24 protein-coding genes are annotated in these 23878 nt (G+C 65.6%); 9 read left to right on the forward strand and 15 right to left on the reverse strand.

Features of this window, described 5'->3' with window-relative positions:
- Entirely contained in the window at positions 1-1587 is a 1587-nt protein-coding gene (locus tag BMX67_RS02100; protein ID WP_245739080.1) for a PAS-domain containing protein, read from the reverse strand.
- Positions 1588-1656: 69 nt separating this feature from the next.
- A complete protein-coding gene (locus BMX67_RS02105; protein WP_090732115.1) occupies positions 1657-2967 on the reverse strand; it encodes an ActS/PrrB/RegB family redox-sensitive histidine kinase in 1311 nt (436 codons plus the stop codon).
- Positions 2968-3060: 93 nt separating this feature from the next.
- On the opposite strand from BMX67_RS02105, the gene BMX67_RS02110 reads away from it, so the two are divergent.
- The 3 genes from BMX67_RS02110 to BMX67_RS02120 all read left to right on the forward strand — a co-directional run bounded on the left by BMX67_RS02110 (position 3061) and on the right by BMX67_RS02120 (position 4702).
- Positions 3061-3690 (forward strand): SCO family protein, encoded by a 630-nt coding sequence (locus BMX67_RS02110; RefSeq protein ID WP_090732117.1) that lies wholly within the window; start codon positions 3061-3063, stop codon positions 3688-3690.
- 67 nt (positions 3691-3757) lie between these two features.
- Complete coding sequence (locus BMX67_RS02115) at positions 3758-4312, forward strand: ActR/PrrA/RegA family redox response regulator transcription factor (protein ID WP_090732118.1); 555 nt, start codon at positions 3758-3760, stop codon at positions 4310-4312.
- Positions 4313-4387: 75 nt separating this feature from the next.
- On the forward strand, positions 4388-4702 hold the full coding sequence (locus BMX67_RS02120) for an H-NS histone family protein (RefSeq protein ID WP_090732120.1): 315 nt from the start codon (positions 4388-4390) through the stop codon (positions 4700-4702).
- Between the two features lie 42 nt (positions 4703-4744).
- On the opposite strand, the gene BMX67_RS02125 is transcribed toward BMX67_RS02120, so the two are convergent.
- Genes BMX67_RS02125 through BMX67_RS02135 form a run of 3 tightly spaced genes read right to left on the reverse strand, consistent with a single transcriptional unit; the run spans position 4745 to position 6471 of the window.
- A complete protein-coding gene (locus BMX67_RS02125; protein ID WP_090732122.1) occupies positions 4745-5347 on the reverse strand; it encodes an HD domain-containing protein in 603 nt (200 codons plus the stop codon).
- 12 nt (positions 5348-5359) lie between these two features.
- The gene (gene secB, locus BMX67_RS02130) at positions 5360-5890 is read right to left on the reverse strand and encodes a protein-export chaperone SecB (RefSeq protein ID WP_090732124.1); all 531 of its coding nucleotides are present in this window, start codon (positions 5888-5890) and stop codon (positions 5360-5362) included.
- A gap of 56 nt (positions 5891-5946) precedes the next feature.
- Positions 5947-6471, reverse strand: a complete 525-nt coding sequence (locus BMX67_RS02135) for an FxsA family protein (protein WP_090732126.1) — start codon at positions 6469-6471, stop codon at positions 5947-5949.
- 112 nt (positions 6472-6583) lie between these two features.
- Here BMX67_RS02135 and BMX67_RS02140 point away from each other — a divergent pair, with 112 nt between their 5' ends.
- Together BMX67_RS02140 and BMX67_RS02145 are read left to right on the forward strand one after the other, a co-directional pair.
- Positions 6584-7243 (forward strand): Tim44/TimA family putative adaptor protein, encoded by a 660-nt coding sequence (locus BMX67_RS02140; protein WP_090732128.1) that lies wholly within the window; start codon positions 6584-6586, stop codon positions 7241-7243.
- On the forward strand, positions 7243-7833 hold the full coding sequence (locus BMX67_RS02145) for a Smr/MutS family protein (RefSeq protein WP_090732130.1): 591 nt from the start codon (positions 7243-7245) through the stop codon (positions 7831-7833). The genes BMX67_RS02140 and BMX67_RS02145 overlap by 1 nt, the downstream gene beginning before the upstream one ends.
- Positions 7834-7837: 4 nt before the next feature.
- On the opposite strand, the gene BMX67_RS02150 is transcribed toward BMX67_RS02145, so the two are convergent.
- From BMX67_RS02150 to hslV, 3 genes are all read right to left on the reverse strand, one after another.
- Complete coding sequence (locus tag BMX67_RS02150) at positions 7838-8014, reverse strand: PLD nuclease N-terminal domain-containing protein (protein WP_090732132.1); 177 nt, start codon at positions 8012-8014, stop codon at positions 7838-7840.
- 60 nt (positions 8015-8074) lie between these two features.
- Complete coding sequence (gene hslU / locus BMX67_RS02155; protein ID WP_090732134.1) at positions 8075-9382, reverse strand: ATP-dependent protease ATPase subunit HslU; 1308 nt, start codon at positions 9380-9382, stop codon at positions 8075-8077.
- Positions 9383-9463: 81 nt separating this feature from the next.
- A complete protein-coding gene (gene hslV / locus BMX67_RS02160; RefSeq protein WP_090732136.1) occupies positions 9464-10021 on the reverse strand; it encodes an ATP-dependent protease subunit HslV in 558 nt (185 codons plus the stop codon).
- A 91-nt stretch (positions 10022-10112) separates the two neighbouring features.
- Here hslV and BMX67_RS02165 point away from each other — a divergent pair, with 91 nt between their 5' ends.
- The gene (locus BMX67_RS02165; RefSeq protein ID WP_090732138.1) at positions 10113-11015 is read left to right on the forward strand and encodes a hypothetical protein; all 903 of its coding nucleotides are present in this window, start codon (positions 10113-10115) and stop codon (positions 11013-11015) included.
- A 57-nt stretch (positions 11016-11072) separates the two neighbouring features.
- On the opposite strand, the gene trxA is transcribed toward BMX67_RS02165, so the two are convergent.
- The 7 genes from trxA to dapB form a co-directional block, all read right to left on the reverse strand.
- Positions 11073-11393: a thioredoxin gene (trxA, locus tag BMX67_RS02170; protein ID WP_090732139.1), complete on the reverse strand. Its 321-nt coding sequence runs from the start codon at positions 11391-11393 to the stop codon at positions 11073-11075.
- Between the two features lie 61 nt (positions 11394-11454).
- Positions 11455-14826, reverse strand: coding sequence for a double-strand break repair helicase AddA (addA, locus tag BMX67_RS02175; RefSeq protein WP_175479779.1), 3372 nt, complete (start codon positions 14824-14826; stop codon positions 11455-11457).
- Entirely contained in the window at positions 14819-17764 is a 2946-nt protein-coding gene (addB, locus tag BMX67_RS02180) for a double-strand break repair protein AddB (RefSeq protein WP_090732141.1), read from the reverse strand. The genes addA and addB overlap by 8 nt, the downstream gene beginning before the upstream one ends.
- Entirely contained in the window at positions 17751-18428 is a 678-nt protein-coding gene (locus BMX67_RS02185) for a nucleotidyltransferase family protein (RefSeq protein WP_245739082.1), read from the reverse strand. Before BMX67_RS02185 ends, addB begins: the two co-directional genes overlap by 14 nt.
- Positions 18416-19825: a tRNA (adenosine(37)-N6)-threonylcarbamoyltransferase complex ATPase subunit type 1 TsaE gene (tsaE, locus tag BMX67_RS02190; RefSeq protein ID WP_090732143.1), complete on the reverse strand. Its 1410-nt coding sequence runs from the start codon at positions 19823-19825 to the stop codon at positions 18416-18418. The genes BMX67_RS02185 and tsaE overlap by 13 nt, the downstream gene beginning before the upstream one ends.
- Before the next feature lie 117 nt (positions 19826-19942).
- Positions 19943-20611, reverse strand: coding sequence for a VPLPA-CTERM sorting domain-containing protein (locus BMX67_RS02195; RefSeq protein ID WP_139206433.1), 669 nt, complete (start codon positions 20609-20611; stop codon positions 19943-19945).
- A gap of 201 nt (positions 20612-20812) precedes the next feature.
- Positions 20813-21649 carry a 4-hydroxy-tetrahydrodipicolinate reductase gene (gene dapB / locus BMX67_RS02200; RefSeq protein WP_090732146.1) on the reverse strand — a complete coding sequence of 279 codons (837 nt, stop codon included), beginning with the start codon at positions 21647-21649 and terminating at the stop codon, positions 20813-20815.
- Between the two features lie 70 nt (positions 21650-21719).
- Between dapB and rbfA the strand changes: the two genes are divergently transcribed.
- Genes rbfA through truB form a run of 3 tightly spaced genes read left to right on the forward strand, consistent with a single transcriptional unit; the run spans position 21720 to position 23845 of the window.
- The gene (gene rbfA, locus BMX67_RS02205; RefSeq protein WP_090732147.1) at positions 21720-22151 is read left to right on the forward strand and encodes a 30S ribosome-binding factor RbfA; all 432 of its coding nucleotides are present in this window, start codon (positions 21720-21722) and stop codon (positions 22149-22151) included.
- Entirely contained in the window at positions 22144-22899 is a 756-nt protein-coding gene (locus BMX67_RS02210; protein WP_090732222.1) for a phosphodiester glycosidase family protein, read from the forward strand. The genes rbfA and BMX67_RS02210 overlap by 8 nt, the downstream gene beginning before the upstream one ends.
- Before the next feature lie 52 nt (positions 22900-22951).
- Positions 22952-23845, forward strand: coding sequence for a tRNA pseudouridine(55) synthase TruB (gene truB, locus BMX67_RS02215; RefSeq protein WP_090732149.1), 894 nt, complete (start codon positions 22952-22954; stop codon positions 23843-23845).
- Positions 23846-23878: the final 33 nt, after the last annotated feature.

Genomic DNA, 23878 nt, shown 5'->3' on the forward strand with positions numbered 1-23878 from the left:
TTATCGCGCCCCGACCTGCGACAGGCTTGCGCTGCGATCCGGTTCGGGGCGGACGGGCCCCTGCACGGCGACGTTCTTCTTGAACGACAAAAGCTGGTTCGTGCCCCCCAGAAACGACACACTCCACCCGATCAGATGGCCGCGCGCGTCCAGAATGGCCCCGGTGTCGCGTGCCTCGGGCTGGCCTTGCAGGCGCGCCTCCAGGGCGGCAAGGCCCGGCCCGGTCTGACCCTGCGATTTCCATTCCGCCAGCGCCTCGGTCAGGGTGCCTGCCGCCGAGGGCCACATGTCGCGATAGGCCTGATTGGTCAGGACGATCTTGCCCGAAGGTTCGAAAACGGCCAGCGCATCGTCCAGCCGATCCAGAACCGCACTGCCCATCAGCAAATCGGACCGGAACTGCCGGGTCAGGGCGATTTCGGACGTGATGTCGTCGAACAGGAAGGCCACCGCCCCATCGGGATGCGGCCGGCCCGTCACGCGATAGGTGCGCCCATTGGGCAGCGACCATTCCTCGACATGGTGGCCGGTCGCGGCGGCGCTTTCCAGATTGCTCATCTGCTGACGCCAGCTGCGATAATCCTTGGGTTCGGGCACCATGCGATGTTCGCGAAGCTGGTCCAGAAAATCCAGCAGGGTCGGTCGCGCGGTCAGAAACCCGGTCGGCAGCCCGGTCAGGTCGATCAATGCCGGATTGAACAGCTGCAAGCGACGCTGACGGTCGAAGATCGCAAGCCCGATCGGCAGGTCGGCAAAGGTCTTGGTCAGTGTCTGGACGAATTCGCGCAGGCTGCGTTCGGCCCGCACCGCCGCGTCCGCAGGCAGCGCGAACATCATCGTCTGATCGCCCATCTTGTGGCTGTGACAATCATACCAGGACACCACCCCATGATCGTCCAAAGACGCGCGGCGGGTCTTGGTCCCCGCCCCCGGCACCGGCTTGGGGCTTTCCAGAAGGCGCGGCAGGGGCCAGGGCAGATCGCCGTCCCCCATCACCTCGGCGCGGCGCAGATAGGCGGCGTTGGCCCAGGTGATGCGGCTGTCCGCATCCTGCCGCCAGACCAGCATCGGCGTCTGGTCCAGGGCCCGGCGCAACAGGTCAAGTTCTTCTTCCATGGCCTGCTGGGACAGCGAATCGACAAGGATGCCGGCATGTTCGGCACTGGGATCGTTGACCGAGATCCGGACCAGCCCCTCGCCCAGATCCTCGGCCCGCAGGCTCAGGGCGGCACTGCCCATTCCTTCGCTGCCGGTCAGGTCGATCTGCAAGCGCGCGCCCAGTTCGGACAAATGCCGCGCCGCGTCGGGAAAGCGTGGCGCGATCCAGGCCATCAGCCGCGGCCAGTCGCCATCCGGCCCGCCCGCATGGTCCAGCAGCGACCGCGCAGGCCCCGTCGCATCCACCAGTTGCCGATCGCGAAACAGGAAGATCACCGGTTGCAGGCCATCGGACAGCGTACCAAGCGTCGCCTGTGGGCGCCGACCCTTCAGGCGGTCATAGGCACGGATGCACAGGATCGCCAGAACGACCGAGAACGTACCGGCCACCAGCGCGGCAACAGTTGACCAAAGATCGTAACTCGCCAAGATCGCGATCCCTCTCTCGTTTCATCTTCCTTAATGCCATTTTCGTTAAGAAGCCGTTAACACTTCTTTTCACACCGTGTTTTCCGGGTTCTCGCCCAGAACCGCGCGGTCATCGACCACGATGCGGTCCAGCGGCCAGCGCACCCGCACGATCGCACCCGGCCCGCCATTGGCGAAGGTCAGCCGCGCGCCCGAGCGTTCCAGCAGGGTCTTGGCAATGAACAACCCCAGACCCATGCCGTCATATTCCCCGCGCTGCGGCCCGATGCGGCGGCTGGTCAGATAGGGATCACCGATCCTTGCCAGCAAGGCCGCCGGATAGCCGGGACCGTCATCGCGCACCGTGACGGTCAGATGCTGGGAATCGCTGTCCGCCTCGATCACCACCCGCTGATCGGCGAAATCGACCGCGTTCTGGATCAGGTTGCGCAAACCGTGAATGACGCCGGGATCGCGGCGCACCACCGGCCCCTCGGCCAGAATCTCGACCCTGGGGCCGCGATCGGCATGCGGGCTGGCCGCATCGTCCAGAACCGTGTGCAGGGGCGCGGCGCGCATCAGCAGATCATCCTTGCCCGCGCGCCCCATGCTGCGCAGGATCTGGGCGCAGCGATCCGCCGACAGCCGCAGGTTGGACATGTCGGCAGCCAGATCGGGGCGATCCTGCAGCTCATCGGCCAGCTCGGATGCGATCAGCTTGATGGTGGCCAAGGGCGTGCCCATCTCATGCGCGGCGGCCGCGACGACGCCACCCAGATGCTGCAATCGCTGTTCCCGCGCCAACGCCATCTGCGTGGCAAACAGCGCGTTCGAGGTCGCCGACAGCTCGGCCGTCACGCGGTGGGCGTAATAGGCAAAGAAGAACACCCCGATCACCAGCGCGAACCAATGCCCCAGCGCCAGCAGCGGGTCCAGCCGCAAGGGCGTGCCATCGGGTTCGTGCAGCGGCAGCGCGACCACGGCCGACAGGGTGATCAACGCCACCGTCGCCAATCCCAGTGCAACGGTCTGACGCGGATTCAGCGTCGTCGCCGCGATCGTCACCGGCGCCAGCACCAGCAGCGCGAAAGGATTGGCCATGCCGCCGGTCAGCGCCATCAGCGCCGCGATCTGCACCAGATCGAACACCAGCTGATAGACCGTGCTGCGGACCGAGCTTTGCCGAGGCGATTGCAGAAACAGCCACATGTTCATCGCCGTCGCCGCAAGGATCAGGATCAGAACCGGCTTGACCGCGAATTGCATCCCCATCGTATAGGCAACGACCGTGGCGCATAACTGCCCCAGGATCGCGACCCAGCGCAGGAGGATGACGGTCCGCATGCGGATGGGTTCGGACCGGGCGATTTCTGCGGGGCTGATCTCATCTGGGGCGTGCATGGCGATCCTCGCTGCGACAATGGGTGCCTTGATACCTGTGGCCGGATGGGCGATGCAACGCGCGCAACATCAACATTTTCAGGGGTGTCCATCATGGCTGACCGCAAGCTTCTTCTGATCGGCAGCGTCGCCGCCGTGGCGGTGCTGGCCGCCGGGGGCATCTTTCTGGCCCAAAGCCAGGGTGGCGATGCCTTTGCCCAATGCCGCCAAAGCACCGTCGCAGGCGGAATGGACAGCTTTGGCACCGAATTCACGCTGACAAATCAGGATGGTGAACGGGTGACCGACCAACAGGTCTTCGACAAACCCTCGATCCTGTATTTCGGCTATACGTTCTGCCCCGATGTCTGCCCGCTGGACAGCGCCCGCAACGCCGAGGCCACCGCGATTCTGGCCGACAGCGGATTGGATGCCCAGGCCGTCTTCGTGACCGTCGATCCGGCCCGCGACACGCCCGACGTGGTTAAAGATTTCGTGAGCGTCTTTCCCGGCGACATGATCGGCCTGACCGGCAGCGACGAGGAAATCGCCGCGATCAACAAGGGCTGGCGCAACTACTACAAGCTGAACAACGAGGAAGATGACGAGTATTATCTGGTCGACCACATGACCAACAGCTATCTGGTCATGCCCGGCAACCAGACCGTCGAGTTCTTTTCCCGCGATGTCAGCCCCGAACAGATGGCCGACCGCGTGGGATGTTTTATCGACGCCGCGGGCTGAGCAGGGAATCGCGGTTCCCGGTGAAACCGGATAGGATCGCCCGAGTTTCCGAAAGGATCGGCCCGCAATGACGGAGATGGTAATGGATGGTATCGGCCCCGACGCATCGCTGCTTTTGGTGGATGACGACGAAGTCTTCGTCACAAGACTGGGCCGCGCCATGGAGAAACGCGGCTTCGAGGTGCGCACCGCACTGAGCGTCGCCGAGGCGCAACGCCTGCTGGTGGAAAAGACCCCCGCCTATGCCGTGATCGACCTTCGGCTGGAAGACGGCAACGGTCTGGACGTGGTCGAGGCGCTGCGCGACCGGCGCGAGGATGCCCGAATCGTCGTGCTGACCGGTTATGGCGCCATCGCCACAGCGGTCGCGGCGGTCAAGATGGGCGCGACCGACTATCTGGCAAAGCCCGCCGACGCCAATGAGGTGATGGCCGCGCTGCTGTCATCGGGCGAACAATTGCCGCCCCCGCCGGAAAACCCGATGTCCGCCGATCGCGTGCGCTGGGAACATATCCAGCGCGTCTTTGAGCAATGCGACAGAAATGTCAGTGAAACGGCACGTAGACTGCATATGCATCGCAGAACCCTGCAAAGAATACTGGCCAAACGTGGACCGCGCTAACTAAAAGATAACTGTTCTTGAATTTGTGGTCATATAGTTTAGATTAATCTAATCAGCACGCACGGACAGAATAGAATGAACATCGACTTTGATAAGCTTTCTCTGAAAGAGATGCGCGAAATGCGCGCAAAGCTTGATCGCGCCATCAATTCCTATGAAGACCGGAAACGCCGCGAGGCATTGGCCGCGATCGAAGAAGCCGCGCGCGAACATGGGTTTAACCTTGCCGATCTGACCGGTGGAAAGCCCAAACGCACCGGAACCGTCGCGCCGAAATATGCGAATCCTGCAGATCCGACGATGACCTGGACCGGTCGCGGCCGGAAACCCCGCTGGGTTCAAGAGAACCTGGAACAGGGCCGGGAACTGGAAGATCTGCTGATCTCGTAATAAAAAGGGTCGCAATCGCGGCCCTTTTCTTTTGGTTAAACCTTATATGTCTATTTCGTCTATCAGTTCGGAAAAGCGATCCAGATAGGCTTTGCGAACCTCTGCCGGGGGTCGCAACCGGATTTCCAGATCATCCAGCATCGCACTGTCAGGGACCGGAAACAGGCGCCGCGCCTCGCTGTCGGCGAAGCCGGCGATGCGCACCGCTTCCAGCCGGGCCGACACGCGATCCGCCATCTTGATCTTTTTCTTCACGGTCATCGGCAGGGCCGCGGGCAACCCGAACTTGCGGTGAATCGCCGTCGTCAGGCGCTGATCCATCTCGCCATATTCCGCCCCCAGCGCCGATTTCACCGGAGAGATCATGTCCCCGATGACATATTCGGGGGCATCATGCAGCAGCGCGGCCAGACGCCATCGTGCCGGGGCTTCGGGATTCAGCCGCGCAAAGATACGCTCGACCAACAGGGAATGCTCGGCCACGGAATAGGGCCAGTCGCCCTGGGTCTGACCGTTCCATCGCGCGACAAAGGCAAGACCATGCGCGATATCTGTGATCTCGATGTCGAAGGGGGTCGGATCTAGAAGATCAAGGCGACGCCCGGACAGCATCCGCTGCCAGGCGCGCCGGGGTTTCTGGGCCATCGCCAGATGCCGTTACGACAGCTTCTGATCGGCCGGGACCTGCTGGCCCTGCTGCTGCTGTGCGCGCCGGGCCAGTTCCTGACGGTACAGGGCGACGAAATCGACCGGGTCCATGTTGAAGGGCGGGAAGCCGCCATCACGGGTCAGGTCGGAAATGATGCGCCGCACAAAGGGGAACATCATCCGCGGGCATTCGATCATCAGGAACGGGTGCAGCTGATCCTCGGGGACGCCCTCGACATGGAACACTCCGCCATAATCCAGTTCTGCCAGGAACAGCGTCTGGTCATCGGCCTTGTTCTTCGAGGTCACCCGAAACTTCGAGATCACTTCATACTGATGATCGGCCTGACGCTTGCGCGCATCAAGGCTGACCTGCACGCTGATTTCGGGCTGCACATCGCCCGAGGGCGCACCCTTCTGCGCAACCGCGTTTTCAAAGGACAGGTCGCGGATATATTGGGCCAGGATCTGCATCTTGACCTGCTGCTGCTGGGTCTGCGCCTCGGGCGCGGCGCCGTTCGGCTGGCTTTCGTCGGCCATGGTGTTCCCTCAATTGGACGTTTCAGGCCATGTTCTAGCAGCGCGGTGGCAACCTCTCAATGCCGCGTCCACCCTGAATTGCCCCGCGACGCATCGTCCGAAGGCGGAAGATCGGGCCGCGGGGGCGCGGCTTCGGGTTCATCCTCGACCACATAGTCGCCGTCGATCACGCCCTCGCCATAGGGCGGACGATGGGTTTCACGGCGATAGCCCCCGGACATATTGACGCGGCTGACCTGAATATGGCGCCCCAGATAGGTCATCACCCGTTCCCGCACACCGGGCAGCAACAGCAGCAGGCCGACCGTGTCGGTGAAGAAACCGGGCGTCAGCAGCAGCATCCCCGCGATCAGGATCATCACCCCATGCGCCAAGGGGCGGCTGGGGTCGCGAAGCTCGGAAAAGCTGCGCTGAACCTCATTCCATGCATGCAGGCCCTGGCTGCGCATCAGGCGATGGCCGACCACGGCCGTCAGCAGCACGATCCCCAGCGTCGGCCACAGACCGATCAGACCGCCCACCTGAATGAACAGCGCGATCTCGATGATCGGTACGGCCACGAAAAGCCAGAAAAGCCACATGCGAATTCCCTTTCCTTTACCGGCGGGCAACTGGACTTGCCCCGGCGCAATCCCTACATAATGGGCAAGTTGTCATATACCAACAGACCCGCCCCGATTTGAGGTTCAACTGATGTCCAACGCGCTGATCCAGCTTCTCGTCCTGGCCGGGATCGCCATTTTTCTGATCCTGCGCCTGCGCAATGTCCTGGGCACGCGTGACGGGTTCGAACCGCCAAAGGTCGAAAATCCCGCCCAGCCCGACCGTCGCCGGTTCGAGGTGATCGAGGGCAGCGCGGATGAGCCGGATCACGACATCAACGACCATGTCGAGCCGGGCAGCCCTGCCGCGGCCGCCCTGACGGCGATGAAGCAGGCCGAACCGTCCTTCGGGGTCGGCAGCTTTCTGACCGGCGCGAAATCCGCGCATGAGATGATCCTGATGAGCTTTGAGCGCGGCGATATCGCGGATGTGCGCCCGTTCCTGTCGGAACCCGTCGCCGAGGCGTTCCAGTCGGTCATCGATCAGCGCAAGGCCGCCGGCCAGACGGTCGAAGCGCAATATCTGGGCACGCGCGAAACCGCCCTGGCGCAGGCCGAATACGACAGCACGACCGGACTGGCCGAGGTAACCGTGCGCTTCGTGGCCGAAGTCATCGTGGCCACCCGCGACGCCGACGGCAGCGTGATCGAGGGCGACCCCAAGGCACCGCGCAAACAGCGCGACCTGTGGACCTTCGCCCGCCACATGGGTCAGAACGACCCGAACTGGCAGCTTGTCGCGACCGGCTGATGGCGCGGCGGCGGCGTGATCTGACGCCTGACGAACAGGAGTTGTGGTCACGCATCGCGCGCACGGCCGACACGACCTATGCAAAAACGACGCCCGCACCGGTCGCCCCCGCGACCAAGCTGCCGGCATCCTTGAAACAGCCCCCCGCCATGCCTGACGCCGTGCCGGCATTCCGGATCGGACAGGCGGCCAAAGGCGGTCGTCCGCTGCACGACCCCTCACCCAGCCCGGCGCAGCGCCTGTCGCAATCGCCGCTGCGCATGGACCACAAGACCCACAAGCGCATGACCCAGGGAAAGTTGCGCCCCGAGGCGCGGCTGGACCTGCATGGCATGACATTGGCGGCGGCCCATCCCGAGCTGATCGCCTTCATCCTGTCCTGCAGGGCCAATGGAAATCGTCTGGTTCTGGTCATCACCGGCAAGGGGCGCGGCGATCACGGCCCGCTGCCCACCCGACCCGGCGCGCTGCGCCACCAGGTGCCGTTCTGGCTGCACCAGCCGCCGTTGTCGGCCGCGGTCCAGCAGGTCACCGCCGCGCATTATCGGCACGGCGGCGAAGGGGCCTACTACGTCTATCTGCGCCGTTAGCGGGTCAGCTGTATTTCGCCTTGGGTCCGGCGAAATACCAGATGATCAGTCCCAGAACCGGCAGAATCGCAATCAGCGCGATCCACAGCACCTTCGTTCCGGTCGTTTCCTTCGTATTGATGACGGACGCGATCGCCCAGACATCCAGCACGAAGATGATCACACCAAGAATGAATTCCATCGCCACGCACCTCGTTGAACAGGGTCAGACCCCCAACAAGATGCGCGGCAATCGGTTCCCTTACAACACGTAGCGCGACAGGTCCGCCGACCGTGACAGATCGCCGATGTGACGCTCGACGAACTCGCCATCGACACTGACCGTCTGACCAGCCTGATCGGGCGCCTCGAAGGACAGTTCCTCGAAGACGCGCTCGATCACGGTATACAGACGCCGCGCCCCGATATTCTCGACCGAGCCATTGACCTCGGCCGCGATCCGCGCCAGCGCGACGATACCGTCCTCGGTGAAATTCACCGTCACGCCCTCGGTCTGCATCAGCGCGGTGTACTGGCGGGTCAACGCGTTGTCGGTTTCGGTCAGGATGCGGATGAAATCGGCTTCGGTCAGCGCGCGCAACTCTACACGGATCGGCAGCCGCCCCTGCAATTCAGGCAGCAGGTCGCTGGGTTTCGCGACATGAAACGCCCCCGACGCGATGAACAGGATATGATCGGTCTTGACCGCACCGTATTTCGTGCTGACGGTCGTTCCCTCGATCAAAGGCAACAGGTCGCGCTGCACCCCCTCGCGGCTGACATCGCCGCCGCGGGCATCGCTGCGGGCACAGACCTTGTCGATCTCGTCGACAAAGACGATGCCGTTTTCCTGAACCGATTCCAGCGCGGCTGCCTTGACGGTGTCGTCATCCAGCAGCTTGTCGGCCTCTTCCGCGATCAGCAGCTCATAGCTTTCGGCGACCGTCACCTTGCGCCGCACCCGGCGCCCGCCAAAGGCCTTCATCAGCCCCGACAGATCCATCATCCCGCCCAGGCTGGCGCCGGGCTGTCCGGGCACATCCATGCCCCCCAGCGGGTTCGAGTTGTCGACCAGCTCCAGCTCGATCGTGGTGTCGTCCAGCTCGCCCCGCTTCAGCTTGTCGCGGAACATCTGTCGCGTCCCATCCCGCGCACCCTCGCCCGCCAGCGCCTCGATCACGCGCTCCTCGGCCGATTTATGCGCCCGCGCTTTCACCTCGTCGCGCATCCGCTCGCGGGTGTCGATCACCGCAGCATCCACCAGATCGCGGATGATCTGCTCGACATCGCGACCGACATAGCCGACCTCGGTGAATTTCGTCGCCTCGACCTTGATGAAGGGCGCATTGGCCAGCTTGGCAAGACGGCGGCTGATCTCGGTCTTGCCGACGCCGGTCGGGCCGATCATCAGGATGTTCTTGGGATAGACCTCGTCACGCAGATCGTCGCCCAGCTGCTTGCGCCGCCAACGATTGCGCAGCGCCACGGCCACGGCGCGCTTGGCCTCTTTCTGGCCAATGATAAAGCGATCAAGCTCGGAAACGATCGCACGGGGTGTCAGGTCGGTCATGATGTGCCTCGGTGGCTATCTTCTGTGTTCAAATATCCCGGGGGTAAGGCCCGGCACGGGCCAGGGGGCGGCGCCCCCCCCCTACCCGTCCAGCGTCTCGACGGTCAGATTGCCATTGGTATAGACGCAGATATCGGCAGCGATCGCCATGGCCTTGCGCGCCACGGACTCGGCATCCAGATCCGTCGCCAGCAGGCCGCGGGCCGCCGCCAGCGCGAAATTCCCGCCCGAGCCGATGGCGGCGACATCATGTTCGGGTTCCAGAACATCGCCCGCACCGGTCACGACATAGACCTGATCGCCATCGGTGACGATCAGCATCGCTTCCAGATTGCGCAGATATTTGTCGGTGCGCCAATCCTTGGCCAGCTCGACGCAGGCGCGCTGCAACTGACCTGGTGCAGCCTCCAGCTTTTTCTCCAGCCGCTCCAGCAGGGTAAAGGCATCGGCGGTCGAACCGGCGAACCCGACGACCACGTCACGGCCACCGGGCGACAGCCGCCGCACCTTGCGCGCACTGCCCTTCATCACCGTCGGGCCGACGCTGACCTGCCCGTCGCCTGCGACCACAACCTTACCTCCGCGGCGCACGGCAAGGATCGTCGTGCCATGCCAACCGGGAAACTTTTCTTCCGCCATAAGGGCCTCCGTCGTTTCGGGTCAGATATGGTTGCCACCCGCGCAGCGCAACCCGTTGCGCCGCTTTGACGCGCGGCCTAGCCTGCCCGACATGAGCCAGCCGCGGATCCTGAACATCTATCTCTACCCACCGATGCTGCACATGGCGCGGGCGGGAAAGTCGGGCTTTCTCAATCGCTTGACGCGGCTGCTGACGGATCGGGACTGGCAGGTCCGGATCCGGTGGTCGGGTGATCGCCCACGAGCGCAGGCCGCCGATCAGCCGGGCTATGCGCTTTATCACATGGAACAGCCCACCCATGATCGCGCCCTGACATTCCGGCTGGCCTATCACTATCCGTTCTGGCGTCTGGAACGGCAGGCCCAACGCTGGCGCTGGCCGGTGGCGCGGGCGGCGTTCGACCCGGCCTTGGTGCCGCGCCGACAGGCCGATGATTTCGCGCTTCGCCTGCGCCGCCGCGTGCTTGGCGATATCACCCCGTCTCGTGGCGATCACATTCTGGTGCCATTGCAGGGGCGGCTGCGGCAGACCCGATCCTTTCAGGTCGCAAGCCCGATCGACATGCTGGAACAGGCCGCGCAAACCGGGCGCCCCACCATCGCGACGCTGCACCCGAAGGAAACCCTTGATGAGCAGGACGACAAGGCCCTTGCCGCGCTTGCTGCCCGATATCCGAACCTGACCATCGGCGGAAACAGCGCGCAGCTTTTGCCCGATTGCGCCTTTGTCGTCACCCAGAACAGCGCGGTGGCCTTTGACGGGTTCATTCTGGGCAAGCCTGCGGTGCTTTTCGCGCAATCCGACTTTCACCACATCGCGCTGAAGGCGGCGGATCTGGGCGCCGAACGGGCCATCGGGCAGGCCATGTCACACCAGCCGGATTTCGCGGGCTACCTGCACTGGTTTCTGACATGCCAAAGTCTGGACATGATGGCCCCGGACGCCGACGAGCATCTGCTGGCGGCCATGCGCGATGGCGGCTGGCCGGTGTGATCCGGACATGAAAAAAGCCGCCCCGAAACGGGACGGCCCAATCACCATGGCGCAGTCTTAGACCGACTCGTCGATCCAGCTTTTCAGCGCGGCTTTCGGTGCCGCACCCATGCGGTTCGACACGACCTCGCCGCCCTTGAACATGAACAGTGCCGGGATGCCACGCACGCCCAGGGCCGCTGCCTGTTCGGGGTTCTCGTCGACATTGACCTTCACGATCTTCAGCTTGCCGGCATATTCGTCCGACAGCTCTTCCAGAGCCGGGCCGATCTGCTTGCACGGGCCACACCACTCGGCCCAGAAATCGACGATCACGGGGGTGTCGGCCTGACGGACTTCGGCGTCGAATTCGGCGTCATTCACGTGGACGGTTGCCATGCTGTTTTCTCCTTGGGGCACTGGTGGCCTGTGCCACCTTCGCAAATTCGTTCACCAACAGCTATGAACCCGACGCGTTCGGGTCAAGGGCGGGCAAGGCGCGGTCCAGCAGCGGATCGGGCAGATCCATCAGCGTCCGGGTGGCGGTCCACAGAACCGCACAGCGCAGCGGCCGGTCCGGATAGATCTGGCGCAGGGCCGCGCGATAGGCCGCCATCTGGCGCAGGATCCCCTCGGGCGTGTCGTCTGGCGCGGTCGGCACGACCGAATTCGACTTGTAATCGACGGCCAGAACCTCGGCATCGGTGACGATCAGCCGGTCGATGGTGCCATGCAGCGTCCCCAGACCCGGCAATGGCGCGGTCAGTTCCACCTCGCGCAGGACAACTGCGCCCGCTGGCGGGTCCATGACCTGCGACAGATCGGGCGCATCGATCACCTCGGACGCCTCGGCCAGCAGATCGGCCAGTTCGACGGCATCGGGCAAGCCACCCTCGCCCCCCGACAGCGCCGCGCGGGCCAGATCGGGCCATTGGTCGCGCGACACCCCCGGCAGATGTTCCAACAGCAGGTGCAGCCTGGTGCCGCGCAGCATCGCGGCCTCGGGATCGGCATCCGCGACAGGACCGCCGACGACCTTTGCACCGCCCAGGGATGTCGCGGCGACGGGGCGGCTGCGTTCGGGCGCGGGCGGGGCCAGCTGCGCGGTCCAGTCGGGCAGATCGACCTTATTCGCCGTGACGACGCGGGCCTCGACCTCATCGGTGGGCCAGTCGCCATAGGACAGGCGCAGCGCGGTACCCACGCCCTCGATCTCGACCTCGCTACGGGGCAACGCGGCGCGGCCCGCCCCCTCGACGATAATGCTGTGCCAACTGTCCAGCCCGGTCCCGGTCTCGCCAGCCGCCGCCACGATCAGCCAGCTTTCGGCACGGGTCATCGCCACATACAGCAGTCGCCGGCTTTCCTCGGCCTGTTTGCGGGCCTGTTCCTCGACCGCTTCGGCGACGATCTCGGGGCGTTGCTCGGCACTGCCGCGCCAGATCGGGCGGTCGTCGATGCGCACGGTCCGGGCGCGATTGTCGGGCCTGCGCTTCTTGGTTTCGGGCATGATCACGACCGGGCTTTCCAACCCTTTCGAGCCATGCACCGTCATGATCCGGATCAGCCCGCCCGCGCCGCCGGGCAGTTGGCGCTTGACCTGCACATCATCGCCGGACAGCCAGACCAGAAACCCGGTCAGCGAAGGTGTCTCGACCACCTCATAGGCCAATGCCTGCGACATCAACTCGTCGATCCCGTCCTCGGCCTCGGCCCCCAGCCGCGCCAGCAGCGCGGCCCGCCCGCCATGCCGGGTCAGCAGGCGCGAGATCAGATCATAGGGGCGCAGGAAATCCGCCTGATCCATCAGATCAGCCAGAATTTCGCGCGCGCGATCATGCCCGGACTCGCGCAGGCGCTGGGTCAGGTATTGACGGCCACGCCCGGCGGAAAGCCGATACAGATCATCCTCGGTCAGCCCGAACAAGGGCGAGCGCAGCGCGGCAGCCAGCGACAGATCATCCTCGGGCGTGGCAATGACCGACAGCGTGGCGACGATATCGCGCACCGCCAGTTCGGCCGCCAGTTTCAGCCGGTCGGCCCCCGCCACCGGCAGGCCCGCCGCCTTGCATTCGCGCAGCAGATCTTCGAACAGGCGGGCGCGGCGCTGAACCAGGATCTGGATATCGCCGGGGCCGATGGCGCGAACCTGGTTGCTTTTGGGATCCAGGAACGGCGTACCGATGATCGCCCTGATCTGGCCCGCGACAGCCCGCGCCAGCACCGTGTCCGCCGCATTTTCGGCAGGCGCATCGACGGGCTGCGTCCAGTCACCCTCTTCCGGCTTTTCCGGTTCGGGCAGAGGCGGCCAGATATCGACCCGCCCCGGCAGACCGTCGCGAAAGGCGATATGGTTCGGCGGATCGCCCAGCCCCTCGGCCGCATCGCCCTGAAAGACCGCATCGACCAGCGACAGCACCGCCGGGGACGAGCGGAAGGAATGCGCAAGCCCGCGCCGCTGCATCGGCTGTGCGACGGCTTCGAAATCCTGGTCGAAACGGTCGCGCATCGCCTCGAACACGGCGATGTCGGCGCCCTGAAAGGAATAGATCGACTGTTTGGGATCCCCGACGACGAACAGGGTCCGGGTCCGGTCCTGCGCACCGGCGCCGCTGGTGAATTCATCGGTCAGGCTGCGGATCACCCGCCATTGGTCGGGGCTGGTATCCTGCGCCTCATCGACAAGGATGTGGTCGATCCCGCCATCCAGCCGCCACAGCACCCATTGCGCCATGCTGGATTCGCGCAAAAGCCGCGCGGTCCGGTGGATCAGGTCGTCGAAATCCAGCCAGCCATGGGCCGCCTTGCGGATCGCCATGCGCTGAACGAAGGCATGGCCAAAGCGATGCAGCGCCAGCGTCTTTTCCGCCAGCCCCAGCGCAAGCGCCAGGGGCCGCGCATCCTCGACCCGCTGCATCAGGGCCTCAAGTTCCTCCATGAAGGGGGCGCAGGGGCCTTCGCGCAGCGGCTTGCCCGGCAGGCTGCCGATCTTGGCCGAAAACGGCACCTTGGTCTTGGCACCGGTCAGCAGGGCGCCGATCAGGATCGTCAGCTCGGCCATGCCGGGATCGCGCCAGCGACCGCCGCGCAGCTTGTCGGCCAGTTTGACGTCATTGGCGCCCCCCTTGCCCAACAGCGGCAACAGCGCGTCGAACAGATCACCCTCGCCGCCGTCAAACACCTGCGCCAGCAGACCGTCCTGATCCAGACCCGGCGGCAGGCCCAGCCCGCGCCAGATCGCGTCCGCATCGGGGGCGGGGGCAAAATCGGCCTCGCTGAGACCGGCCAGGAACCCGTCCAGATTGTCGCCGCCATGCAGTGCCACCAGATCGCGCATGACCGGATCGCCCTGTTCGGCCATTTCCTCGACGATCTCGGCCCGCAGGGCGCGACCGGTGCGGTCATCCAGCTCCACGAAGCCCATCGGCACACCGGCTTCCAGCGGAAAACGACGCAGCAATGCCGCGCAAAAGCTGTGGATCGTCTGAACCTTCAGCCCGCCCGGTGTCTCGATCGCGCGGGCGAACAGGCGCCGAGCCTCGGGAAGATCAGGCTCGCCGCCCTCGCCCAGACGCGACAGTTCCGCGCGCAGCTGATCCTGCGGCAGCATGGCCCATTCGCCCAGACGCTTCAGCAAGCGGTTCTGCATCTCGGTCGCGGCGGCCTTGGTATAGGTCAGGCACAGGATCCGCTCGGGCGAGGTGCCAGCCAGCAACAGCCGCGCCACCCGGTCGGTCAGCACCCGTGTCTTGCCCGACCCGGCATTCGCCGTCAGCCAGGTCGAGCGGGCGGGATGCGCGGCCTCGATCTGATTGCGGGTTGCGTCATCCATGATCGCCGACCTTCTGCGGGTCCGGCATATCGGCCAGCGACCATTCGCCAAACCGCGCCAGATGTTCGAAATCGCCCGCGTAGCTGACCTTTTCGGGTGCCCGCATGGCCGTAAAACCCATCTGCCCCTGCAGATAGCCGGTGATCAGCCGCACGAAGCCGTCCCAGTTCTGCCCTTCCAGAAGCGATGAAAATTCCCGGTCGCTGGTCGCGCCGTCGCCGCCCAACTGGATATAGCGGATGCCCGCGACATCTATGGGGCCAAGGCTGTGGAACCCGCCTCGCCGGACCATCGCGGCCTCCAGCACCAACTGCTTGTCAAAGCTGGCGATCTGGCTGTCGCTGGGGGGCTTGCCGGATTTGTAGTCATAGATCATCGCCCGCCCGTCATGCAGCAGGTCGATGCGGTCGGGTTTCGCGGTCAGGCGGAAATCCAGCCCGGCGACACTGACCGCGCCGCGCTCTTCGACGATCTGGGGGCTGCCCTCGGCCAGGCGTGCCAGTTCATCCGCCACGATGCGATCCGCGATCCCGGCCATCCGCGCCTGCCAGAACACCCGCGCCGAGGGCCAGGGCACCTGTTCGGCCAGCACCTCGGTCGTGATGCGCAGGAATTCATCGCGCAAGGCCTGCGGCGGCGTGGTGGCCGAAGGGCGCGATTTCAAAAGCCGCTCGACAATGCTGTGCAGGGTCTGGCCGCGCAGCGCGGCATCGGGCTGCGGGCGCAGCGGGTTCAGCGGGCGCAGACCCAGAACGCGCTTGGCATAGACCGCATAGGGGTCGCGGATCAGCAACGAGATATCGGTGACCGGCAATTCACCGAAGGCCGGCGCGGGCGGGATCGGCGCGGGCCGCGTCGCCGCCGGAACCGGGGCCCGCGGCCGCGACAACTGCCCCGCCAGATCCAGCCAGTGCCGCCCGCGTTCGCGCATATTCGCCAATGCGGCGGGACCGTCGCGATCCGGCAGACCCGCCATCAGGTTGACCAGACGGTTCAACCAGCGCGAGGGGATGGTTTCGGCTTCGGCATCGCGCTTGGCGCGGGTCAGAAAGACGCGCTTTGCCCCGATCGCCTGCTGGAAATCATGCGCCGCCAGCCCGATCAGACGCTCGGGCGAGGTCAGCCCCGCCTGTGCCCGCATCTGCCGCGACAGCCAAGGGTCGGGCGACAGGGCACGCGGCCAACCGCCCTCGTTCAGGCCCGACAGGATCAGCGTTTCATCCCCCGCGATCCGCGCCTCGCGCGGGCCGCGGATCTTCAGCAGCGGGTGGATCTCGACATCGCCGCGAATGGCCTGCGCATTCAGTTCATCCAGCAGCAGCGCCGCGAAATCGCCCGGTGTCATTGCCGGACCGCTGGCGGCATGGTCGCGCAGATGGTCCAGCACGGCACGGGTCATGCGACCGGGCTTTTCCCGCCACAATTCCGATGCCTCGGCATCCCCCGAAGGGCCTGCGGCCAACGCCTCGGCCATGGCCAGCAGATCGGTCAGCCGGTCCGGCAAGGGCCGTGCGCCGCGATCCTCGGCAAAATGCGCGAACCTGTCCAGAACCGCCGCGACCCAATCAGCCCAAAGCTTGCGCGTCTCGTTGCCCTTGCTGGCCCAGTCGCGCAAGGCGTCACCATCGGGGAATGCGGGGCCACGCGCCCGCAGTCGCAATTCCAGTTCGCGCGCCTGCAACCGGGCATCGCGACTGGCGATCAGCCCCGATCCGGTGCAGGTCAGCGGGTGTTTCAACAGGATCAGCAGGCGATCAATGGTCAGCGGCTGGCCGAACAGGCCCGCGATCTGACGCAGGAACAGGCCCGGCGCGGTCAGGGGCAAGGGACGCCCCGCGCTGTCATCGGGCCGCAGATGCCAGCGGTCCAACGCCGCGTTCACCCGCCGGATCAGCCCGCTATCCGCCGCGATCAGGGTGATTGGCTGCCGATCCTCGGCCGCCTTGCGCATGATCAGGGCGATGGCCTCGGCCTCGGCGCCGGGCTGATCGGCCTCGATCAGGGTCAGGCCTTCGGTCGCCGGGATCAGCGGCGCCAGGGCCGGCCCCTCGGCGATCCACTGATCGGTCACCGGCGCGGGCCGCAGCGCCAGCGACACCAGCGCGTTGCGTTCAGGCGCGGGGGCCGCGACATCGGACCAGCGGCGCGGAGCGCCGGCCGCCGCGATCAGGGGGGCATAGCGGGCCTGCGGGTGATCCTCGGCCCGCTCCAGTCCGTCCCAGATCGGCTGCGGCTGATCCCAGTCGAAACCGGGCAGCACCACCGCCCCCTGCGGCAACCCGGCCACCGCCTGCATGAACATCCGCGTCGCGCCATGCGACCCGGTAGAGCCCGCGACGATGATCGGCGCATCGGGCAGTTCGCGGCCTTCGGCCCAGGCGGTCACGGCATCCTCGGCCTCGGCCCGTTGACGGGCGGCGCGGTCGCTGATGTCGCCGGTCAGGTGAAATTCGGCTGCGATGCGCAGAAACGCCAGCGCGTTCTGCCAATGCCGGGCATGGTCACCGGTATCGATGGCTTCCAGCGCCTCGGGGCCGCGGCCCTCGGTCTGCATTTCGGTCATCAGATCGGCCAGCGAATGCGCCAGCGCGGGCACGGAATGACCCGCCGCCAGATCGGGCCTGCGCTTCAACAGCTGGTTGATCAGATGCGCCAGTTCCAGACGCCGCGCCAGCGGGGCCACCAAGGCGCCACGCCGCAGGGCATTGCCCGCGCCCAGATCGGTCACCACCCGCATCCGGGGCAGCAGCAGCGGCCCGTGACGGTCGAACGCCTCCTTCATCGCGGTCAGCGTGCGGCCCGAATTCGCATAGATCGTGGTCCGCGCAATCAGATCGGGCGCCTGCCCCTGCATCCGCTGCAAGAAGCCCGCCACGAATTCCTGCGCGAAATCGACACCGGGCGGCAGCGCGTAAAGCCCGCCGTCAAACACGGGCATCGGCCAGCATCCCCTGCGCCAGTTCGATTGCCTCGGGGCGGCCCACATCGCACCAGCCGCCCGGATGGACCATGCCAAAGGCGCGGCCCCTGGCAATCATCAGATCCCACAGCCGGTTCAGCGAAAAGACCTGATCGGGGATATCCGCCAGCAGCTCGGGCCGGATGATCTGTGCACCGGCATAGACATAATCGCCCTGACGGCTGATCCGGCCCTGCGCGTCCATGGCGAAATCGCCCGCACCCAGCCGCGCCACGGCGCGCGACAGCGGCACCAGCGCCAGCAGGGCATCCATATCGTCGCGCCACGCATCCTGCAGCGCGGCCAACGGGTTCGGACCGGTCCAGACGACATCGGGGTTCAGCGTCATCACCGGTCCCGGTCCCAGCAGGGGCATCGCCTGACGCAGGCCGCCACCGGTGTCCAGAATCACCTGCGGCTCGTCGCTGATGGCGACATCCTGCCCAGCCAGATGGTCGCGGATCTGGTGGCCCAGATAATGCGTGTTGACGGCAATCGGCGCACAGCCTGCAGCGCGGCCCAGATCCAGCGCCCGGTCCAGCAGCGTCTGTCCCGCCACCTGCACCAAGGGTTTGGGCCGATCATTCGTCAGCGGCCGCATCCGCGTGCCCAGACCGGCGGCAAAGATCATCAATGGGCGCATTGGCGGCGGATCCTTTCGATCGTCTCGGGGGTGGGTGCGGGCATGTCGCGCAGCAGATCGGCCAGCGGCCGCAGCGCCGGATGCGCCAGATCGCGCTGCAACAGCGCCCAGACGCGCGGCATGAAATCCAGATAGCGCGGCTTGCCGTCGCGGATGCACAGCCGCACGAAAATCCCCAGAATGCGCAGGTTGCGCTGCGCGCCCAGCAGCGCATAGGCCGCGCGGAACCCATCGGCAGGCAGACCGGTCGCTGCCAGATAGCGGTCGATGCAGGCCCGTTCCAGATCCGCATCCACATCGCGCCGCGCATCCTGCAACGCCGAGACCAGGTCATAGGCCGGATGACAGGCCACCGCGTCCTGATAATCGACCAGACCCAGGGGCGCCGCGCCCTGCCAGATCAGGTTCTCGGCATGGAAATCGCGCAGGGCTAGAACCGGCGCGACATCGGCGGCCAAGCGCAGATGCAGCGCCGCGACGGTCTGGGCGATCTGCGCCGATGCCGCGCGATCATGGCCGACGGCCTGCGGGTAGAAATCGTCAAACAGCCCGACCTGCCGGGCCAGTTCGGGCCCATCCAGCGCGGGCACGAAATCCGGAACCGGGCATTGATGCAGCGCAACCAGAAAATCGGTGATGCGCTGGTAGATCGGCGCGGTCAGCGACGGGTCGCGGGCAATCACCCGCGCCACCAGATCGTCGCCCAGATCCTGCACCAGAAGGAATCCTGCCTGCAGATCCTGCGCCAACACCTTCGGCGCGCCGAAACCGCCATCGCGCAGCCACTGCGTGACCCGCAGGAACTGGCGACAGTCACCAGCCGGATCATCCATCACCACGGCGGGACCGCCCGCCCCGCCCAGCCGCAGGAATCGCCGGGCCGAGGCATCGCCCGCCAGCGGCGCGACCGTGGCCTCGATGCGGCCTGCATCCCACAGGAACCGCGCCATCCGGGCAATGCGTTCGGCACCCGGACCGATCAGGGTGATGTCGCGCAGCGCCGGATCGTCGCAAGGGGCAATCGACAGGGTGATCGCGCCTTCGGGCATCCGTTCCAACCGGTCGGGCCACTCGATCAGGCAGATGGCGCTTTCCTGAGCCTCGTCCAGGCCCAGTTCGTCCAGTTCGGACGGATCGGTCAGGCGATACAGATCGGCGTGCCAGATCTCGGTCCCGGTCGGATCGTCGTAAGTCTGGACCAGCGTGAAGGTCGGGCTTGGCACGTCCTCGGCCTGATCGCCCTGCCTTGCGCGGATGAAGGCCCGCGCGAAATGCGTCTTGCCCGCGCCGACGGGACCGTCCAGCAGAACGGTCTGGCCGGGGCGCAGAATGGCGGCCATCAGCCGGGCAAGCGCGGCCGTGGTGGTTTCATCGGTGATCAGATGCGCGGTGGTCATGCCCTGCTTCTAGCCGTTGCGGCGGGCAGTGCAAATGCGCCGCGACAGGTCATGGCCCGGAATCAACGCGCGGGCACCGATGGCACCCGCGCGAAAACCTTTTGGATCAGCGTGCGATCAGGCCGCCGATTTGCGGCGACGTGCGATCACGCCAAGGCCACCCAGACCACCCAGCAGCAGCAGGCCAGCCGCCGGCAGCGGCACCGGGGCCACTTCGGTCATGGTCACGACGCCCTGCGAACGCGGATCGGCATCGCCAAGGAAGGTCAGGTTCCACAGCTTGCGGCCGGTATAATCGCCCGCGGCGGCCAGATAGCTGTCGGCACGATCCCACACACCGGTCGAGCCACCGCTGACATAGGCGAAATTGTTGTCGGTGAGATCCGTGTCATACAGCATTTCCCACAGCGCAAGCTGGAACGAGGCGCGCTCGGCCTTGGTATCCACCTCGGCATAGTTCGCGTCGAACAGACGCTGAACATTGCTGATCGTGTTGGCGCTGAACATGTTTTCCTTGACGGTATAGTTCACCGTCGTCGTCGAATTGGTGATCAGGCTGGTCGCCAGATCGACGCAATAGGCGGCAAAATTGCCCAGCGCGGTGGACGAGAACGAAAACTCGCCCGCGATGACACGCTGATTGCCGGGGTTGGATTTGACGCCGTTGTAAATGGTCAGCGCCTCGCCCGAGACGCCTTGATAATTGGCATCCACGGTCGCCGCATTGGCCGCGGCCCCGATGGGGGCCAGCATGGCCACGAAGGACATTACCTTAAGAATTTTCATCGTCATAAACCTTGCACAACATAAAAGCTGGCCGCGAAGGGCCGATCATCATGCAATTGGCGATGCCGCGATCCTGTGCAAGCCGGACAAGGTCTCCGCGTGCGAAACCTGACGGAAAATACAGCCCCATCGGCAGAGACGGGACATAAGCGCACAACTCATGGATGCAACGGGCCCCGCGCAGCCGCAGGGCCACGCGAATCAGTTCAGGCCCAGAACATCCGCCATGTCGTATTCGCCCGGGCCCTTGTCCTGCCCCCACAGGGCCGCGCGGATCGCACCACGGGCAAAGATGGCGCGGTCAGTGGCCAGATGGCGCAGCACCACACGTTCGCCCTCGGTGGCGAAGATCACGTCATGTTCGCCCACCACATCGCCGCCACGGATGGCGGAAAAGCCGATGGTGCCGGCCTCGCGGGCGCCGGTGATGCCTTCGCGGGCCGGGGTGCGCAGATCGGCCAGCGCGGCGCCGCGCCCCTCGGCGGCAGCCTCGCCCAGCATCAGCGCCGTGCCCGAGGGGGCATCGACCTTGTGCCGATGATGCGCCTCGACGACCTCGATGTCCCAATCCTCGCCCAGCGCGGCGGCGACCTTGCGGGTCAGCCCGACCAGCAGGTTGACCCCCAGGCTCATGTTGCCGGCGCGGATGATCGGGGCATGGCGTCCGGCGGCAGCCAACTGGGCCAGATCGGCATCCTCGAAGCCGGTGGTTCCGATGACATGGACCGCCCGCGCCTGCGCTGTCAGTTCGGCAAAACCCAACGTGGCGGCGGGGGCGGTGAAGTCGATCACCGCCTGCGCCCGCGCGATCGCGCTGACCGCATCATCGGTCACCTGAACACCTGCGGGCTGGCCGCCCATCGCCTCGCCGATGTCGCGCCCGATCCAGTCATGGCCCGTGCGTTCCAGCGCGCCGACCAGTCGCGCCTGATCGCTTTCAAGGATCAGGCGGATCAGCATCTGGCCCATCCGGCCCGATGCCCCCGTCACGACAATGCCCGGCAGATCCCCGGTTGCGGTCTGTTCGACGTCACTCATGCGTCACCCCCGTTCGTTACCGCCTCTTATCCCGTTGCGGCCCGCGCTGCGACCCCCTACATCGGAGCATATGGCACAGAACCGTTTTTCACATGGCTCGGGACCGTCGCAGCGACAGCTGCGCGTGGGCGAGCTGATCCGCCGCACCCTATCCGACGTGCTGTTGCGCGGGGATGTGCATGACCCTGACCTCAACCGCCACTCGATCACGGTGGGCGAAGTGCGCACCTCGCCCGACCTGAAGGTGGCGACGGCCTATGTTCTGCCCCTGGGGGGCGAAGGGGCCGAGGATGCGCTGGCCGCGCTGCGCCGCAACTCGTCCGAGCTGCGCCATCTGGTCGCCAAGGGCCTGACGCTGAAATACGCGCCGCAGCTGCGCTTTCAGCTGGACGAGACCTTCGACCGCATGGATGACACCCGCCGCATGTTCGCCGATGAACGCGTGCGCCGCGATGTCGAAACCCCCGACGACGAAGCGGATGATGATCGCGACGATGCTTGAGCTGCAACGCCAGCTGGGCGTTGCCATCGGCATGGTCTTTGCCATGGGCCTGCCCGCAGCCTCGGAAGGTTGCAGCCGCATGGACCATGACGGTCAGGGCTATATCGTCTGTCAGGTCGAGGCCGCGCAGGAACCCGACCTGCAGCTGTGGCAATACGATCAGGACGGCGCGCCGCTGAACAGCTTCAACAATGTCCGCAAGTCGCTGCCCGCCGGGCAGGACCTGTCTTTCGCCATGAATGCGGGCATGTTCCACCCCGATTACCGCCCCGTCGGCCTTCTGGTCATCGACGGGCAGGAACTTGCCCCGCTGAACCCGCATGCGGGCGAGGGGAATTTCGGCATGCTGCCCAACGGCGTCTTCTGCACCGGCGGTGCGCGGGCGTTTCAGGTGATCGAAAGTCGCGCCTATGCCAAAACTGCGCCCGATTGCCGCCTGGCCACCCAATCGGGGCCGATGCTGGTGATCGACGGCGCGCTGCATCCGCGCTTTCTGGTCGACAGCGACAGCCGCTATATCCGCAATGGCGTGGGTGTGTCGCCCGACGGGCAGACCGCGTGGTTCGCCATCTCGAATAGGCCAGTGACTTTCCACGAATTCGGGCGGCTGTTCCGCGATGGGCTGGGCGTGCGCGATGCGTTGTATTTCGACGGCTCGATCAGCAGGCTTTATGCGCCGGGCCTGAACCGCGCCGATTTCGGCCGCTCGATGGGGCCGATGATCGGCCTGGTTGCGCAGCCGGGTTGACCAGAGCGCGGCCGCTGGCTATCTGGCCGCCTTTCAAGTCCAAGGGGGTTCCATGGGACGCAAGAAGGGCCGCGACATTTCGGGCTGGCTGATCGTGGACAAGCCGGCCGGCATCACCTCGACCTCGGTGGTCAACAAGGTCCGGTGGGCGCTGGACGCCAAGAAGGCCGGACATGCCGGGACGCTGGACCCGGATGCGACCGGAGTTCTGGCCGTCGCTCTTGGCGAAGCCACGAAAACCGTCGCCACCATCACCGATGCGCTGAAATGCTATGATTTCACGATCACCTGGGGTGCGGAAACCACGACCGACGACGCTTCGGGCGATGTGCTGCGGCGCAGCGATGCCCGCCCGACCGCGGAACAGATCACGGCCGCGCTGCCCGGTTTCGTCGGCGACATCATGCAGGTGCCGCCCGCCTTTTCGGCGGTGAAGGTCGATGGCGAACGGGCCTATGACCTGGCCCGCGAGGGCGAAGAGCTGGATCTGGCCGCCCGCCCGCTTTGGGTCGAAAGCCTGACCCTGCTGGACAGCGATGCCGGGACCGCGCGGCTGGAACTGGTTTGCGGCAAGGGCGGCTACGTCCGATCCATCGCGCGGGATCTGGGGCGCGAACTGGGCTGCCTGGGCCATGTCGCGCATCTGCGCCGTGTCTGGTCCGGCCCCTTCGATGTCGAGGATGGCGTTGCCTTCGATCGCATCGACCGCGACACCCAGAGCTGGGTCGAGGAACAGCTTTTGCCACTGGAATCGGCGCTGACCGATCTGCCGATGCTGCGCGCCACGCCCGAGGGCGCGGTCCGGATCCGCAATGGCAATCCCGGTCAGGTGACCGGCAGCGCCGAATGGGGCGATCTGGTCTGGGTCAGCGACGCAAGCGGACCGATCTGCATTGGCCGCTATCAGGGCGGCACGGTCCAGCCCGAGCGTGTCTTCAACCTGTAGGGGCTGCCGCCCCAATCCACGCGCTGCGTGGAT

Source organism: Paracoccus homiensis, assembly GCF_900111675.1.
In the GTDB taxonomy this organism is placed as follows: domain Bacteria; phylum Pseudomonadota; class Alphaproteobacteria; order Rhodobacterales; family Rhodobacteraceae; genus Paracoccus; species Paracoccus homiensis.

Bases quoted from the DNA above. Each gene is read 5' to 3' on its own strand.
- BMX67_RS02105 (WP_090732115.1), bottom strand. From the start codon at position 2,967: ATGCACGCCCCAGATGAGATCAGCCCCGCAGAAATCGCCCGGTCCGAA.
- BMX67_RS02110 (WP_090732117.1), top strand. From the start codon at position 3,061: ATGGCTGACCGCAAGCTTCTTCTGATCGGCAGCGTCGCCGCCGTGGCG.
- BMX67_RS02115 (WP_090732118.1), top strand. From the start codon at position 3,758: ATGACGGAGATGGTAATGGATGGTATCGGCCCCGACGCATCGCTGCTT.
- BMX67_RS02120 (WP_090732120.1), top strand. From the start codon at position 4,388: ATGAACATCGACTTTGATAAGCTTTCTCTGAAAGAGATGCGCGAAATG.
- BMX67_RS02125 (WP_090732122.1), bottom strand. From the start codon at position 5,347: ATGGCCCAGAAACCCCGGCGCGCCTGGCAGCGGATGCTGTCCGGGCGT.
- secB (WP_090732124.1), bottom strand. From the start codon at position 5,890: ATGGCCGACGAAAGCCAGCCGAACGGCGCCGCGCCCGAGGCGCAGACC.
- BMX67_RS02135 (WP_090732126.1), bottom strand. From the start codon at position 6,471: ATGTGGCTTTTCTGGCTTTTCGTGGCCGTACCGATCATCGAGATCGCG.
- BMX67_RS02140 (WP_090732128.1), top strand. From the start codon at position 6,584: ATGTCCAACGCGCTGATCCAGCTTCTCGTCCTGGCCGGGATCGCCATT.
- BMX67_RS02145 (WP_090732130.1), top strand. From the start codon at position 7,243: ATGGCGCGGCGGCGGCGTGATCTGACGCCTGACGAACAGGAGTTGTGG.
- BMX67_RS02150 (WP_090732132.1), bottom strand. From the start codon at position 8,014: ATGGAATTCATTCTTGGTGTGATCATCTTCGTGCTGGATGTCTGGGCG.
- hslU (WP_090732134.1), bottom strand. From the start codon at position 9,382: ATGACCGACCTGACACCCCGTGCGATCGTTTCCGAGCTTGATCGCTTT.
- hslV (WP_090732136.1), bottom strand. From the start codon at position 10,021: ATGGCGGAAGAAAAGTTTCCCGGTTGGCATGGCACGACGATCCTTGCC.
- BMX67_RS02165 (WP_090732138.1), top strand. From the start codon at position 10,113: ATGAGCCAGCCGCGGATCCTGAACATCTATCTCTACCCACCGATGCTG.
- trxA (WP_090732139.1), bottom strand. From the start codon at position 11,393: ATGGCAACCGTCCACGTGAATGACGCCGAATTCGACGCCGAAGTCCGT.
- addA (WP_175479779.1), bottom strand. From the start codon at position 14,826: ATGGATGACGCAACCCGCAATCAGATCGAGGCCGCGCATCCCGCCCGC.
- addB (WP_090732141.1), bottom strand. From the start codon at position 17,764: ATGCCCGTGTTTGACGGCGGGCTTTACGCGCTGCCGCCCGGTGTCGAT.
- BMX67_RS02185 (WP_245739082.1), bottom strand. From the start codon at position 18,428: ATGCGCCCATTGATGATCTTTGCCGCCGGTCTGGGCACGCGGATGCGG.
- tsaE (WP_090732143.1), bottom strand. From the start codon at position 19,825: ATGACCACCGCGCATCTGATCACCGATGAAACCACCACGGCCGCGCTT.
- BMX67_RS02195 (WP_139206433.1), bottom strand. From the start codon at position 20,611: ATGAAAATTCTTAAGGTAATGTCCTTCGTGGCCATGCTGGCCCCCATC.
- dapB (WP_090732146.1), bottom strand. From the start codon at position 21,649: ATGAGTGACGTCGAACAGACCGCAACCGGGGATCTGCCGGGCATTGTC.
- rbfA (WP_090732147.1), top strand. From the start codon at position 21,720: ATGGCACAGAACCGTTTTTCACATGGCTCGGGACCGTCGCAGCGACAG.
- BMX67_RS02210 (WP_090732222.1), top strand. From the start codon at position 22,144: ATGCTTGAGCTGCAACGCCAGCTGGGCGTTGCCATCGGCATGGTCTTT.
- truB (WP_090732149.1), top strand. From the start codon at position 22,952: ATGGGACGCAAGAAGGGCCGCGACATTTCGGGCTGGCTGATCGTGGAC.